Below are 13548 nucleotides of genomic sequence, written 5' to 3'. Positions count from 1 at the left end.
CGTTTAATCGGTCCGGAGCGTCCCGGTGATCCTCAACTCGGACAATCCTGCGACCGCACCGGCAGGCACCCGCAGCCGAATGCGGACCTTGCGGCCGACGCCGGCGTCGGTCGCGAGCGAACGGGTTCGCGCGGAGTCCTGCCCCTGGACCTGCTCCACCCGCTTCCGCCAGACGCCCTGCCCATCCTGCACCTCCGCGACGAAGCCGTAAGGCGCGACCTGCGGGAAGCCGAGCTGCAGGCGGTGGATCTCGACCACGCGCTCCAGGTCCACGGTGACGCTCATCGCCGCGTCGCCGGCCGCAGGTGCCCAGTAACTGTCGGCATTGCCGTCGTTCACCAGCCGCGAACTGTGATCGGGCGCGCTTGAGCTTGCGAAGCTGGGGTTGTTGAGCCCGAACGCCTCGTCGCCGGGCCGATCCTGCACGGCGTCCTGGAACGGCGCATAGGGGCGATCGGCGACGAGGGGCGTCCTGCCCGGCCGGAAGGGAGGACCTTGCAGCGTTCGCACTTCGATGACGGCGTCCTTCAGGCCGGGCGAGGTCGCCCGAAGCCGCGTCGTCCCCGACTGCCAGCTGCGCATCGCGATCGCCGCCTCGCCGTCGCGGATCTCGATGTCGCTGTCGGGCGCGAAGTCGATCGACCGGCCGGTCGGCAGCTCGCCCGGGCCGGACTCGATCACGAGACGCACGGGCGGGCTGTTGCTCAACCGTTTGCCGGCCGCGTCGACCACGCTGACGATCAGCTGCACGTCGTCGGTGCCGTCGGCACGCGCGATCGTCGGCGAACTCGCCGTGAGCCGCAACGCCGCCGGCGTGCCCGCGACCGGCCAGGCCGGCGGGGCGACGTGCGCATAGGCGTTGCGGTACCAATAATATTGCCGCTTCGGCAGGCGGAAATAGTCGATCATGCCCATGCCGCCGAACCGTTTGCCGGCGATCGAGCCATGGTCGAACCCCGCCCAGATCACTTCGCCCGATCGCCACGGTAGCCGCCACGAGCCTTCCCTGCCCTTGTCGGCGCCCGGCGTGTTGGGCAGGTCGTCCCAGCCGGGCGCATAGTCGCCGGGGCGATCGCTGATCGTGCTGCCATATTCGGCGACGAAATTGGGGATGCCCGGGTTGGGGAAGAGGCTGGCGCCGTCGCCGTTATAGCCGACGATGTCGCCCAGCTTGTCGATCTCGCCGCGCTGGGCGCCGTCGACCGAAGCCGGGCGCGTCGGATCGAGCTGGCGTGAGAGCGCGGCCTCCTCGCGCAGCAGCCGGCGCACCTCGGGCATCGTCTCCTTCGGCGAGAAGAACACCTCATTGTCCAGGCCCCAGGCGATCACCGAGGGATGGTTGCGATTGATGCGGATGAGCTCGGCGAGCTGCTGCTTCACATTGGCGTCGAAGGCCGCGCGATCGGCCGGGTCGGTCGGATAGGCAGAGGCGCCCCATGGGTTCTTGAAGCCCGCCGTGCCCCAGAACGGCACCTCGGGCAGGAAGAGCATCCCCAGCCGATCGGTCGCCTCGGCGAAGTGCGGGTCGTGCGGATAGTGCGAGCCGCGGATGAGGTCGAAGCCCGCATCCTTGATCAGGCGCACGTCGCGCTCGATCGCGCCGTTGGTGACGGCGTCGCCCCAGCCGGCCTGGTCCTGGTGGACATTGGCGCCGCGGAAATAGCGGTGCCGGCCGTTGAGGGAGAAGCCCCGGTCCGCGGTCCATTCGATCCAGCGGAAGCCGAACCCGGTCTCGAAGCGATCGCGCGGGCGGCCGCCGACCAGCAGCGTCGTCACGGCGCGATAGAGCGTCGGCGTCTCGGGGCTCCACAGGCGCGGGCGCACGATCGGCGCGGAGGTCTGCCGGGCGATGACGGTCTCACCGGCTGCCACGGCGATCTGCCGGTCCGGCAGCGCGGCGACCGCCTTGCCGGCCACGTCAACGATCACCGTCCGCACCGTGACCGCTGCTGCGGCGGCGCCGTCATTGCGCACCTCGGTTTCGACCATGGCCTTGCCCGATGCCGCCGACAGGTCGGGCGTCGTCACGCGCGTGCCTGTCCAGGGCACATGGACCGCGTCGGTGGCGACCAGCCAGACGTCGCGATAGAGGCCGCCGCTGAACACGTGCTCGCCTGCGCGCGGCGCGATCGTCGGCTGCCATTCGTTGTTGACCTTGACCGCCACCACGTTGCGGCCGGACCGCACGGCGCGTGTAGCCGCCGCGATGACGCGCGAGTTCGATGCCGTTCACGAAGACCCTCGCGTCCTGGAACGCGCCCTCGAATTCGAGCGATAGCCATCGGCCGGGGGACAGCGCCGGCAGGGTGAATGTCTTTCGATACCAGCCGTCCCCCGTGTAGAAGGCCGACGACCGGAAATAGGGCAGACTGAAGCTGTGCGGCAGGCCGACGCGCGCCCAGCCACGATCGTCGAAGGCCGACGCTTCGGCCCCTTCGCTCTTGCCGAGCTTGAAGCGCCAGTCTGCGTTGAAGTTCGTTCTGCTGCGGCCCGCGGCGACGACGCCGGTGTCCAGTCCGGTACGGCTTTGAGCGATGAGCGGGTCGGCGAGAACCGCGAGCGCGACGGCGAAGATCCCGGCGCACACGATGCGTCTTATGTCCAAGGCTCTCTCCGTCCGAATCGCCGTTGTGCAGGTTCGGCCGTCATCCTGATCAAGGACGCAGCGACGGCAAGTGCTTTGCCTTCGAGACGACAGCCGCCCCGTGCGTGACAGCATAGCCTGAGCGCATCGTCTCGATAGGGCCTTGCGATTTCAGTCGCGGCGCTCGCCGGCGCACAGCCTCCGCATCGGCCATCCGGCCAGGAGGAGAATTTTCATGATCAAGCGCCTTGCCCTGATCGCGCCGCTGGCCCTGCTGGCGAGCGCCCCCATCGTCGCCCAGCCCGCGCCCGTGGCCGCGGAAATCGCGCTCGCAGACGCGCCCGCCAAGGGCGTGATCCGCATCCGCAGCCACAAGGGCTTCGATGCCACGATCGAGGGCATCAAGGCCGATGTCGCGGCCAAGGGCGTCAAGTTCTTCGGCACGATCGACCAGGCCGCGCTCGGCGCCGGCGTCGATCTCAGGATCCGCCGGTCGACCCTCGTGCTGTTCGGCAATCCGCCGCTGGGCGTGCAGTTCCTCCAGTCGAATCCCTATGCCGGGCTCGACTGGCCGGTGCGGATGCTGGTGATCGAGGATGCCGACGGCAGCGTCTGGATCGCCTGGAGCGACTTCGCCTTCATCGCCGACCGCTATGCGATCACGGACCGTGCCGCCCAGTTGAAGATGGCGAGCGAAGTCGCCGCGTCGATCGCCGACGCCGCCGCGCGCTGAGCCATGGCAGTCGTCATCGCCAGCGCGGGCTTCGCGCTCGCGCTGCTGTGCGCGGTCACGATGGGCTATGGCGTCCAGCGCGGCGCGACCTGCGCGGTCTCGGCGGTCGACGAGATCGTCAACCGCCGCCGCGCCGCCAAGCTCGCGGCGATCGCCGAGGCCGCATTGTGGGTGGCAGGGCTGCTCCTGCTGCTGCGTGCGCTCGGCGTCACCATGGCCGCGCCCAAGGGCTATGCGCTGGGCGCGTGGACGATCCTGGGCGGGATGCTGCTCGGGTTCGGCGCCTGGGTGAACCGCGCCTGTGTGTTCGGCACGGTCGCGCGCGTCGGCTCGGGCGAGTGGGTGTATCTGCTCACGCCGCTTGGCTTCATCGCCGGCTGTTTCGCGATGGCACCGGTCGTGCACTGGATCGCCCCCGCGCGCGCGCCGGTCGCGCCGCCGCTCCTCGCGGCGCCCGAGCTCCTGCTGCTCCCCTTCGCCGCGCTGATGCTGTGGCGACTGTGGGAGGCGGGACATGCGATGCGGCGGCGCGACTTCGCCCGCCACATCTGGTCGCCGCACCGCGCGACGGTCGTGATCGGCATCGCCTTCGTCGCGATGCTGCTGACCGTAGGCGCCTGGGCCTATACCGACGCGCTGGCCGAGCTCGTGCTGGGCGGCATGGGCGCGACCGCGGTCCGGCTGATCCTGCTGGCCGGGCTGTTCGGCGGATCGATCCTCGCCGGCCAGACGAACGGCGCCGGCATGACCCGGCCGACGATGCGCGGCGCGATACGCTGCTTCGCCGGCGGGATGCTGCTCGGTGCGGGCGGCGTGCTGGTGCCGGGGAGCAACGACGGGCTGCTGCTGCTCGGCATGCCGCTGCTCCAGCCCTATGCCTGGGCCGCCTTCGCCGCGATGACCGCGACGATCGGCGCAGCGCTGCTCGTCTCGCGGCGGCTGGCGTGATCGGCGCGGCGCTCGGCGTGGCGAAGCTTGGCGCCCGGATTCCGGGCTCGCTTGGCAGCCCACCCGATTCCGTCGCCGCCAGCCGGATCCAGCGCCTCGCCCTCGCCGACCTGGCTCGGGGCTTCGGCATTGCGATCGAGCACCACGGACAGCCCGCCGGCCCCGGCACACTGTTCGTCGCCAACCACGTGAGCTGGGCGGACGTCGCCGTGCTCGGCAGCGTGATCGATACCTGTTTCGTGTCGCGCGCCGATGTGGCCGGCTGGCCGCTCGTCGGCCCGCTCGCCCGGCGCGCCGGCACGATCTTCGTCGCGCGCGAACGCCGTGCGTCCACGGCCGACCAGGCCGATGCGATCCGCGCGCGCCTGCGCTCGGGGCGATCGGTCCTGCTATTCGCCGAGGGGACGACCTCGGACGGCGCCGATGTCCTGCCCTTCCGCTCGAGCCTGCTTGCCGCGGCCGATGCCGCGGAGGCCGTGCAGCCCGTGATGCTACGCTATCTCGCCCCCGACGGCAGCGCCCTGCCGCCTCGACGCGCCCGCGAGGTCGCCTGGATCGGCGACGACCGGCTGCTGCCGAACCTGCGGGCGCTGCTCCGCTCGCCGGTGCTGGCGCGCGTCGAGCTGCTCGCACCGATCGCCTCGCCAGACCGCAAAGCGCTTGCCGTCCAGGCCCGCGCCGCGATCCGCGCCGCTCACGCCGCGGCGCCGAACCGCTCGCGATATCGCGCCGAGATCGCGTCGACCGGCACGACCAGGAACACATCGACGGTGTTGAACTGGTGATCGATCACCGCCCCGTCCCCCACCATCGCGCCGACGCGCAGATAGCCCTTGATGAGCGGCGGCAGCAGCCGCATCGCGCGGCGCGGATCGTAGGTCCCCACCGGCAGCCGGTTCATCTCGACATGCCGGCCGGCGAGCGCGCGCGGGCGCATGGCTGCCGGCGCGAGGTGATGGTGGTGGAGATAGGAGAGCGCTTCGGCATGCGCCGACGGATCGGTGCCGGGCAGGCTCGCGCAGCCGAACATCCGGCTGATCCCCTCGCGCTCCAGATAGTCGGCGATCCCGCGCCAGAGCAGCTGGATCGTCCCCGCATCGCGATAGGCCGGCGCGACGCAGCTGCGGCCGAGCTCGAGCAGCTCGCCTTCGCCGCCGAGCAAGGGATCGAGCGCATATTCGCCGGCGCTGTAGAAGCCGCCATGCGCCTCGGCGACGCGCTGGCGGAGCAGGCGATAGGTGCCCACGACCTGCGCGCTGCCGGTCGCGAGATCCTCGACGAGGAGATGGTCGCAGACGGCGTCATACTCGTCGACGTCGAGCCCGCCGCGCTGGGTGGGGCCTGCCCGTGCGCCCATGTCGCGGTAGAAGACCTGCCAGCGCAGCCGCTGCGCCGCGATCACGTCGGCGCGGGTTTCGGCGAGGCGAACGCGGAGCGCGCGCGCGGGTCCGTTCGAGGCGATCGAGATCATCGGGTCACTCCATCGGCACTTGGCGCGAACCTGCGCCCGTGCGAAGATATCTGACGGCGAAAGGGAGCTTGGGGGCCCCATTCATGGAAATGCAGCAGGTCCGCTATTTCGTGGCGCTCGCGAAGACGCTGAACTTCACGCGCGCCGCCGAGCAGTGCAACGTCAGCCAGCCGGCCCTGACCCGCGCCATCCAGCAGCTCGAGCATGAGCTGGGGGGCCCGCTGTTCAACCGCGAGCGCAACAACACCCATCTCTCCGAGCTCGGCCGGATGATGCTCCCCTATCTCGAGAGCGTCGAAGCCTCGACCCGCGCCGCGAAGGAGGCGGCCAAATCGGCCAAGAAGCTCGAGCAGGTCACGCTGACGCTGGGCGCCATGTGCACGATCGGCCCGCAGCTCGTCTCGGACCTGATCGTCCGCTTCCAGGCGAGCAATCCCGGCGTCGAGGTGCGGATCATCGATTCCGCGCCCGACCTCATGGTCGAGCGGCTGGAGAAGGGCGAGCTCGAGATCGGCATCATCGGTATCCCCGAGGAGCTGCCGCCGACGCTCCACCAGCTGCCCGTCTTCCAGGAGCGGTTCGTGGTCGTGCTGCCGCAGAACCATCACCTCGTCGCGCGCAATCCCGTGCGCGTCGCCGACCTGCACGACGAGCCCTATGTCGCGCGGTCGAACTGCGAGGTGTTCGATGTCGTCCATGCCGACTTCACCCGTCGCGGCATCCAGACGCGGAAGGTCTTCTCCAGCCCGCGCGACGACTGGGTGCAGGGGATGATCCAGGCCGGGCTCGGCTTCGGCTTCTTCCCCGAATATTGCGTGACCAACCCGGAGGTCGTCGTGCGCCCGCTGGTCGATCCCGGCTATGCGCGGACGATCTATCTCGCGACCGTGCGCGGCCGGCCGCATTCGCCGGCGGTCGGCGCCTTCGTGCGCGAGGCTCGGCGGCATCAATGGCCGTCTCCCAATCCGGAGCTCTGGGCCGGGCTGGAGCAGCCCGCCGAGCTCGAGAGCATGTCGTGACACGCTGAGATCGCGTTGATCGCGGCGGGGAAGCCGGCGAATATCGCGACCTGCATCAGCGCTTCGACCAGCGCCTCGCGGCTCCAGCCGATGCGGAGCGCGGCGGCGACATGGACGCGCAGCTGGGGGATCGCATCGCCACGGGCGGCGAGCGCGGAAACCGCGGCGAGTTCGCGGCTGGCGAGATCGAGCCGCGGCCGGGCGAACACTTCGCCATAGGGGAAGGCGATTGCCATCCGCGCGAAATCGGGCGCGACTTCGGCGACGCGGTTCGCCGTGGTCTCGGCCGTCGCGAGGCCGAGCTGGGCGAGCACATCGACACCGCGGCGGTATTCGTCGCTCATGAGCCGGCACCTCTGGGGGTGGCGCGGCACCGTTCCGCATCCTCGAAGAACGGCGCCGCGCCGGGGACGCATCGGCGGTCAGGGAAGAGGCCCGCCGACGCTTGGGGGTTCGCTTTGCGCTCAGTCGCGCTTCTTGACGTCGGCCGAGAGCAGCACCGCGGGCTCGGTGCCTTCGTTGCGCCACCAGTGGCTGATCCCGTCGGCCTCGCGCGCGACGTCGCCGGCGGGATGGACGATGCCGGTGGAGCAAGTGCTGCGATATTCGGTGACCTGGCCCGAGACGGTGATGATCAGCGCCGGGCGGCCCTTGTGGCTGTGCAACGGCACGATCCCGCCGGGCTGAACCACCAGCCGGCGCAGGCGCAGGTCGCGGTCGGCGATGCCGAGCTCCTTGGTCAGGTCGATCGAGCCGATCACGTCGTCGGTGACGTTGAGCGGCGCGGTCGGCGCACCCGCCAGCGGGTTCGCCGCCATCTGGCCGGCGGGGCATTCGCCGGCGAAGGCGGGCGCTGCGAAGGCGAAGGGAGCGGCTGCGGCAATCATCGCCACGGCCAGACGGGTCTTGGTCATCATTGCCATGTCCTTTGTCTGAAACGGAGTTCGTCACGGGACACGGGCCCTGATCCGGACCTGGCGTTCGGGGGGTCTGGCGGTCCGTTCAGCCGGCCCGGGTCCCGTGACGCCGATCCAATTACGCCCCGCCCGCCGGCCGCTCCATTCGAGAGAGCGCATGGATTCGATGCGCGATGCGCATTTCCGCCGAACCCCCGATCGCCGGCATCCTTGAGGGGCAATTTCGAGAATCCCCCAAGGAGCAGGACATGGAAACCGAAGTCATGGAGCGCGTCGAGACCGCGAAGCCGCTCGCCGGCAAAGCGGCGATCGTCACCGGATCGACCAGCGGCATCGGCCTGGGCATCGCTCGCGCGCTCGCCGCCGCGGGCGCCGACGTAGTCATCAACGGCCTCGGCGCGCCGCGCGACATCGAGGTCACGTGCAGCGAGCTGGAATGCAGCTGCGGCACCCGAGTCGCCTATAATGGCGCGAACCTGATGGACCCGGCCGGCGCCGTCCGCCTCGTCGAGGAGACCGAGGCGCTCTACGGCAAGGTCGACATCCTGGTGAACAACGCGGGCATCCAGCACGTCAGCCCGATCGAGGACTTCCCCGCCGAGAAATGGGACGCGATCCTCGCGCTCAACCTGTCGGCCGCCTTCCACACCAGCCGCACTGCCTTCGCCGCGATGAAGGCACGCCGCTGGGGGCGGATCATCAACGTCGCCTCTGCGCATGCGCTCGTCGCCTCGCCCTACAAGAGCGCCTACACCGCCGCCAAGCACGGCGTGCTGGGGCTCACCAAGGTGCTCGCGCTCGAAGGCGCGCGCTTCGGCGTGACCGCCAATGCGATCTGCCCGGGCTATGTCTGGACCCCGCTGGTCGAGAACCAGATCGACGACACCGCCCGGGCCCGCGGCCTCACGCGCGAGCAGGTCATCAACGACGTCCTCCTCGCCGCGCAGCCGAGCAAGCGCTTCGCCGAAGTCGAGGAGCTCGGCGCGCTCGCGGCATTCCTCTGCACCGAATGGGGCCGCTCGATCACGGGCGCGGCGCTGCCGGTCGACGGCGGGTGGACCGCGCAATGAGCCGCCCGCGCTTCCACGGGCTCAGGCCCGAGCTCGCCGCCTGTTTCGCCATTCCGCGGCCGGCCCCCTCGCCGCGGCACGCTCGCAGGACTCCGCCCACGGGCGGAGTCCTGATCGAGCTCGAGCAATATCGGAGGGACGGATGCGGCCACGCGTCGTGATCGTGGGCGCCGGCTTCGGCGGTCTCGCCGCTGCGCGCGCGCTCGCCCGCGCCGATGTCGACGTCACCGTCGTCGACCAGCGCAACCACCACCTCTTCCAGCCCCTGCTCTACCAGGTGGCGACCGCCGGCCTGTCGCCCGCCGACATCGCCGCGCCGATCCGCGCGATCCTGCGCCGCCAGGCGAACGCGCGCGTCATGCTCGGCCGCGTCGGGGGCGTCGATGCCGATGCGCGCATGGTCCGGCTCGAGGACGGGCGCAGCCTCGGCTATGACTGGCTCGTGCTCGCGACCGGCGCGCGGCACAGCTATTTCGGCCGGGACGGCTGGGCCGAGCATGCGCCCGGCATCAAGACGCTCGACGACGCGACCGCCGTGCGCCGCAAGGTGCTGCTCGCCTTCGAGCGTGCCGAGACCGAGGCCGATCCCGAGCGCCGCCGCGCGCTGCTCACCTTCGTGGTGATCGGCGGCGGGCCCACCGGCGTCGAGATGGCCGGCGCGATCGCCGAGCTGGCGCGGCTCGGCGTCTCCGAGGATTTCCGCAGCATCACGCCGCATTGCGCGCGCGTGATGCTCGTCGAAGCGGGCGAGCGGCTGCTGCCGAGCTTTCCCCCTGCCCTGTCCGCCAAGGCGCGCGCCGCGATCGAACAGCTCGGCGTCGAAGTCCGCACCGGCGCACCGGTCAGCGCGATCGATGCGGAAGGCGTGACGATCGGCAACGAGCGGGTCGCGGCGCACACGGTGATCTGGGCCGCAGGCGTCCGCGCCTCGCCCGCCGCGGCCTGGCTGGGCGCGGCGAGCGATCGGGCCGGCCGCGCGATCGTGGGCCCCAATCTCCAGCTGCTCGGGCACGCCCAGATCTTCGCCATCGGCGACACCGCCGCCTGCACTGACGCGCGCGGCCGCATGCTCCCCGGCATCGCGCCCGTCGCCAAGCAGCAGGGCCGCTACGTCGGTCGCGTGATCCTGGGCCGGACGCGCCAACCCTTCCGCTACCGCGACTGGGGCAATCTCGCGACGATCGGCCGCCACCGCGCGGTGATCGACTTCGGCCGGGTGCGGCTCTCGGGCACGCCCGCGTGGCTGCTCTGGTGCACCGCGCACATCTTCTTCCTCGCCGGCTTCCGCAACCGGCTCGCGGTCGGGGCGACCTGGCTCTGGAACTATCTCACCTTCGAACGCGGCGCCCGGCTCATCACCGGCGATGCCCCGCATCCTTGAGGACAGCAACGATGACCAAGAAGCTCATGACCGAACTCACCGGCCTCGGCCAGCAAGTGCTCGTCCTCCAGGGCGGCGGCGCGCTCGGCGCCTATCAGGTCGGCGTCTATCAGGCGCTGCACGAGGCCGGGATCGAGCCCGACTGGGTGATCGGCACCTCGATCGGCGCGATCAACGCCGCGATCATCGCGGGCAACGCCAAGGCCGACCGGATGGACCGGCTCCGCGAGTTCTGGAAGCGCGTCGAGCACGGCCATTGGTTCGACGAGATGCTGCCCACCGCGCTCTCGACGATGATGCGCAACTGGAGCTCGGTCACCGGGGGACTGCCCGCCTTCTTCAATCCCAACCCGATGGCGTTCCTCAGTCCGCACGCGACGCTGGGCGCAGAAGGTGCCGGCTATTATTCGGTCGATCCGCTGCGCGAGACGCTGGGCGAGCTGGTCGACTTCGGCCTGGTCAACGCCTGCGAGGTGCGGCTGACCGTGGGCGCCTCATGCGTGCGCACCAGCGAGATGCATTATTTCGACTCGCGCGACATGCCGCTCGACCTGCGCCACGTCCTCGCTTCGGGCGCGCTGCCCCCCGCCTTCCCGGCGGTGCGCATCGACGACGAGCTCTACTGGGACGGCGGCATCCTCTCCAACACGCCGGTCGAAGTGGTGTTCGACGATAATCCGCGGCGCAACTCGGTGGTCTATGCGGTGCACATCTGGAACCCGCACGGGCCCGAGCCCCAGACGATCTGGGAAGTGATGAACCGCCAGAAGGACGTGCAATATTCGTCGCGCGCGAGCACGCACATCAAGCGCCAGCGCCAGCTCCACAAGCTGCGGCACATCATCACCGAACTCGCCGCGCTCGTCCCCGACGCGCAGCGGACCAACGCGGACGTCGCGGCGATGGCGGCCTATGGCTGCCCGACGCGGATGCACGTGATCCGCCTGCTCGCGCCGGCGCTCGACTATGAGGATCATTCGAAGGACATCGACTTCTCGCCCTCGGGCATCCGCGCGCGCTGGGATGCGGGCTATCGCGACACGATGCGCACGCTCGACCAGGGGCCGTGGCGCGCCGAGGTCGATCCGCTCGAGGGCTTCGTGCTGCACGAGGCGATGGGCGGGCGCATGGTCGAGACGCCGGCGAGCGCGGCGGTATGAAACGCGTCCTGATCCCGGTCGCCTTCCTGGCGATGTGCTCCGCCTCGCTGCTCGATTCGGTGCCGCGCCTCCCGCCGGTCAGCCCAGCGTCTCGCGCAGCCTAGCGAATTGGGCGCGGTGGAGCGCTTCGGTGAAGCCGTTGCTCGTCACCGGATGCGAGCCGAGCTTCACCACGACGAGCTCGGCCGCCGGATCGATCCACAGCCGCTGGCCGAACACGCCGTTCGCCGCGATCAATCCGCTGTCATGGTCGATCCACCAGAGGCTGCGGTACGATCCGCCCGGCCGCACCTCGCCATAGGCGGCGTCGAACAGCGCCCGGTCGCCGCCCTCGGCGAGCCCGGCGAGCAGGCGGCGCTCCTCAATCAGCCACAGCCCCACGCGCGCGAGGTCGCGGGCGGTCGCGTTGAGCCCGGTCCCGGCCATCTCGAGACCCGAAGTGTCGACGAGCATATGGGCCTCGTCGCCGCAGCCTGACGGCTGCCAGACTTCGCGCGCCACAAGTGCCGCCAGCCGCTCGCCGGTGGCGCGGCGGAGCAGGTGCGCGAGCACGTCTGCGGCGGCGGTGCGGTAGCGGAACTGCGCGCCGGGCGCGGCCGAGCGCCGCGTCAGCATGGGCAGCGCGCCGAGCACGCCCTCGGTGCTGTCGCCCCAATAGGCCGCCGAGTAGCGGTGCACTTCGGCGTCGGGATTGGCATAATCCTCGTCGAACGCGGCGCCGTCGGTCATGTCGAGAACCTGACGGACGGTCGCATCGGCGAAGCCGCTTGCTGCAAGCTCGGGCAACAGCGCCTCGACCTTGGCCTCGGCGTCGAGTCGTCCCGCGTCGATCAGCCGCTCGGCGACGATCCCGGCGATCGACTTGGTGATCGAGAAGGCCATGTGCGGCGTCGCCGGAGTCATGCCGTTGAAGTAACGTTCGTAGACGATCGCGCCGCGGTGGAGCACGAGCGCCGCGTCGGTGTAGGTCTCGGCGAGGAACGCGTTCCAGCCGAGATCCACCGGGCGCTCGGGCAAGGCTCGCGGCGAACCGCCCGGCAGCGCCACCGACGGCACCAGCTCGCGCGCATGCTGGAAGGCCCAGCGCGTATAGGGCCAGGTCCGCCAGTTCGCGCGCGTCACGCGGCGCTCGGCCGGCACGTCGGGCCCGGGCCCGATGCCGGCCTCGCGCCAGTCGAGGGGTGGAGGAAGCGTCACGCGGTCAGCGGATAGCGTTTCGTCGCTCGTCTTTCACGTCTCCATCGCGCGATCAGCATGCGCCAGCCTTCGGGCCGGTGGCCGAGCCGCCGATTGGCCGCGCCGATCGCGAACAGCAGCGCCATTTGCCGCGCGAGCGTCTTCCAGGCGCCGAACAGCGTCATCCGGCTGTCCCAGATGTGCGTCGCCTCGGCACCTGCCCCGTTGAACTCGACGATGGTGAAGCCCTGGCCCCCGCGGAACGCCGCGAAGTCCGCGAAGCGCACGTCGAACCGGCCGAAGTGGAAGCCCGGGATCGAGTCGGCGATCGCGTCGAACCGGGTTACCAGCGCCTCGGTCACGAAGCCGCGCCCGTCGCGGAAGATCGCGCCCTTCGAATGATTGCCGGCGAAGACGAGGGGTACCCGCTCGCCAGACGCCGGCACCTCGCCCAGCCGCCCGGCAAAGCGCGGCAGATAGAGGCGCGCCACCTGGCCTGCGCGCGGATCGCGGCGGATCAACGTCTCGATCGTCGCCCGGCCGTCGCCGATGATCTCGGGGAAATATTTGAGCGTGAGCGAGAGGATGCCCCCCTGCCGCCGCCCAGGTTCGCGGACGTAGAAAACACCAGCCTCACCCGCGCCCACGGCGAGCCGCTGCAGGATCAGCGTCTCGCCGCGCGGAAAGCCGTGCAGATAGGCGAGCAGTTCGGCGCGGTCGCGCACCGGCCGCACGCCGGCACCCCGGCATCCGAGGTCGGGCTTGGCCACCACCGGATAGCCGATCCCCGCCGCTGCCATCGCCGCTTCGGCCACGGCGACCTGCACCCCGGCATTGCCGCACCGAAGCAGCGTGGCATAGGGCGCAAGGACGTCGCGCTCGGGTCCGGAGAGCGCGGCAAAGGCCTCGCTCTTGGATTCGCCCACCAGCCCGCCCGCCGGCAGCGCCGGATTGGCGAGCAGCGGCAGACGCAGCCCGCGGTGACGGATCGCCAACCCGATCACCAGACCCCAGATCGGCAAGTAGAAGATCCAGCCGGGCCAGAACTCGAACCGCGACAGCGGCGGCGCGGGCTCCAGCGGCGGCATC

At 70.6% G+C, this 13548-nt stretch carries 14 protein-coding genes; 7 read left to right on the top strand and 7 right to left on the bottom strand.

The window, feature by feature from the left end; all coding sequences use genetic code 11:
- Window positions 1–3 precede the first annotated feature (3 nt).
- Window positions 4–1989, bottom strand: a complete 1986-nt coding sequence (locus J7495_RS02205; RefSeq protein WP_294054505.1) for a glycoside hydrolase family 2 TIM barrel-domain containing protein — start codon at window positions 1987–1989, stop codon at window positions 4–6.
- Window positions 1964–2605, bottom strand: coding sequence for a sugar-binding domain-containing protein (locus J7495_RS02200; RefSeq protein WP_294054429.1), 642 nt, complete (start codon window positions 2603–2605; stop codon window positions 1964–1966). Before J7495_RS02200 ends, J7495_RS02205 begins: the two co-directional genes overlap by 26 nt.
- Before the next feature lie 214 nt (window positions 2606–2819).
- On the opposite strand from J7495_RS02200, the gene J7495_RS02195 reads away from it, so the two are divergent.
- The 3 genes from J7495_RS02195 to J7495_RS02185 are packed head-to-tail and all read left to right on the top strand — an operon-like array spanning window position 2820 to window position 5050.
- Window positions 2820–3317 carry a DUF302 domain-containing protein gene (locus J7495_RS02195; RefSeq protein WP_294054428.1) on the top strand — a complete coding sequence of 166 codons (498 nt, stop codon included), beginning with the start codon at window positions 2820–2822 and terminating at the stop codon, window positions 3315–3317.
- A gap of 3 nt (window positions 3318–3320) precedes the next feature.
- Entirely contained in the window at window positions 3321–4265 is a 945-nt protein-coding gene (locus J7495_RS02190) for a YeeE/YedE thiosulfate transporter family protein (protein WP_294054427.1), read from the top strand.
- The gene (locus J7495_RS02185) at window positions 4262–5050 is read left to right on the top strand and encodes a lysophospholipid acyltransferase family protein (RefSeq protein WP_294054426.1); all 789 of its coding nucleotides are present in this window, start codon (window positions 4262–4264) and stop codon (window positions 5048–5050) included. Before J7495_RS02190 ends, J7495_RS02185 begins: the two co-directional genes overlap by 4 nt.
- On the opposite strand, the gene J7495_RS02180 is transcribed toward J7495_RS02185, so the two are convergent.
- A complete protein-coding gene (locus J7495_RS02180; RefSeq protein ID WP_294054425.1) occupies window positions 4960–5736 on the bottom strand; it encodes a GNAT family N-acyltransferase in 777 nt (258 codons plus the stop codon). The genes J7495_RS02185 and J7495_RS02180 overlap by 91 nt on opposite strands.
- Before the next feature lie 83 nt (window positions 5737–5819).
- Here J7495_RS02180 and J7495_RS02175 point away from each other — a divergent pair, with 83 nt between their 5' ends.
- The gene (locus J7495_RS02175) at window positions 5820–6755 is read left to right on the top strand and encodes a LysR family transcriptional regulator (RefSeq protein ID WP_294054424.1); all 936 of its coding nucleotides are present in this window, start codon (window positions 5820–5822) and stop codon (window positions 6753–6755) included.
- Here J7495_RS02175 and J7495_RS02170 read toward each other — a convergent pair.
- Window positions 6683–7099: a carboxymuconolactone decarboxylase family protein gene (locus J7495_RS02170; RefSeq protein WP_294054423.1), complete on the bottom strand. Its 417-nt coding sequence runs from the start codon at window positions 7097–7099 to the stop codon at window positions 6683–6685. The genes J7495_RS02175 and J7495_RS02170 overlap by 73 nt on opposite strands.
- 120 nt (window positions 7100–7219) lie before the next feature.
- The gene (locus tag J7495_RS02165; RefSeq protein WP_294054422.1) at window positions 7220–7672 is read right to left on the bottom strand and encodes a cupin domain-containing protein; all 453 of its coding nucleotides are present in this window, start codon (window positions 7670–7672) and stop codon (window positions 7220–7222) included.
- 248 nt (window positions 7673–7920) lie between these two features.
- On the opposite strand from J7495_RS02165, the gene J7495_RS02160 reads away from it, so the two are divergent.
- From J7495_RS02160 to J7495_RS02150, 3 genes are all read left to right on the top strand, one after another.
- Window positions 7921–8742: a 3-hydroxybutyrate dehydrogenase gene (locus J7495_RS02160; RefSeq protein WP_294054421.1), complete on the top strand. Its 822-nt coding sequence runs from the start codon at window positions 7921–7923 to the stop codon at window positions 8740–8742.
- Between the two features lie 142 nt (window positions 8743–8884).
- The gene (locus J7495_RS02155) at window positions 8885–10123 is read left to right on the top strand and encodes an NAD(P)/FAD-dependent oxidoreductase (protein ID WP_294054420.1); all 1239 of its coding nucleotides are present in this window, start codon (window positions 8885–8887) and stop codon (window positions 10121–10123) included.
- Between the two features lie 11 nt (window positions 10124–10134).
- The gene (locus J7495_RS02150) at window positions 10135–11283 is read left to right on the top strand and encodes a DUF3734 domain-containing protein (RefSeq protein ID WP_294054419.1); all 1149 of its coding nucleotides are present in this window, start codon (window positions 10135–10137) and stop codon (window positions 11281–11283) included.
- A 78-nt stretch (window positions 11284–11361) separates the two neighbouring features.
- On the opposite strand, the gene J7495_RS02145 is transcribed toward J7495_RS02150, so the two are convergent.
- Window positions 11362–12480 (bottom strand): serine hydrolase, encoded by a 1119-nt coding sequence (locus J7495_RS02145; RefSeq protein ID WP_294054418.1) that lies wholly within the window; start codon window positions 12478–12480, stop codon window positions 11362–11364.
- Window positions 12477–13547, bottom strand: coding sequence for a hypothetical protein (locus J7495_RS02140; protein WP_294054417.1), 1071 nt, complete (start codon window positions 13545–13547; stop codon window positions 12477–12479). The genes J7495_RS02145 and J7495_RS02140 overlap by 4 nt, the downstream gene beginning before the upstream one ends.
- Window position 13548: the final 1 nt, after the last annotated feature.

Origin of the sequence: Sphingomonas sp., from assembly GCF_017745215.1 — a bacterium.
GTDB lineage: Bacteria > Pseudomonadota > Alphaproteobacteria > Sphingomonadales > Sphingomonadaceae > Sphingomonas.
Note: the sequence above shows the minus strand (reverse complement) of the source record. Positions and strands in the feature narration are given on the sequence as shown.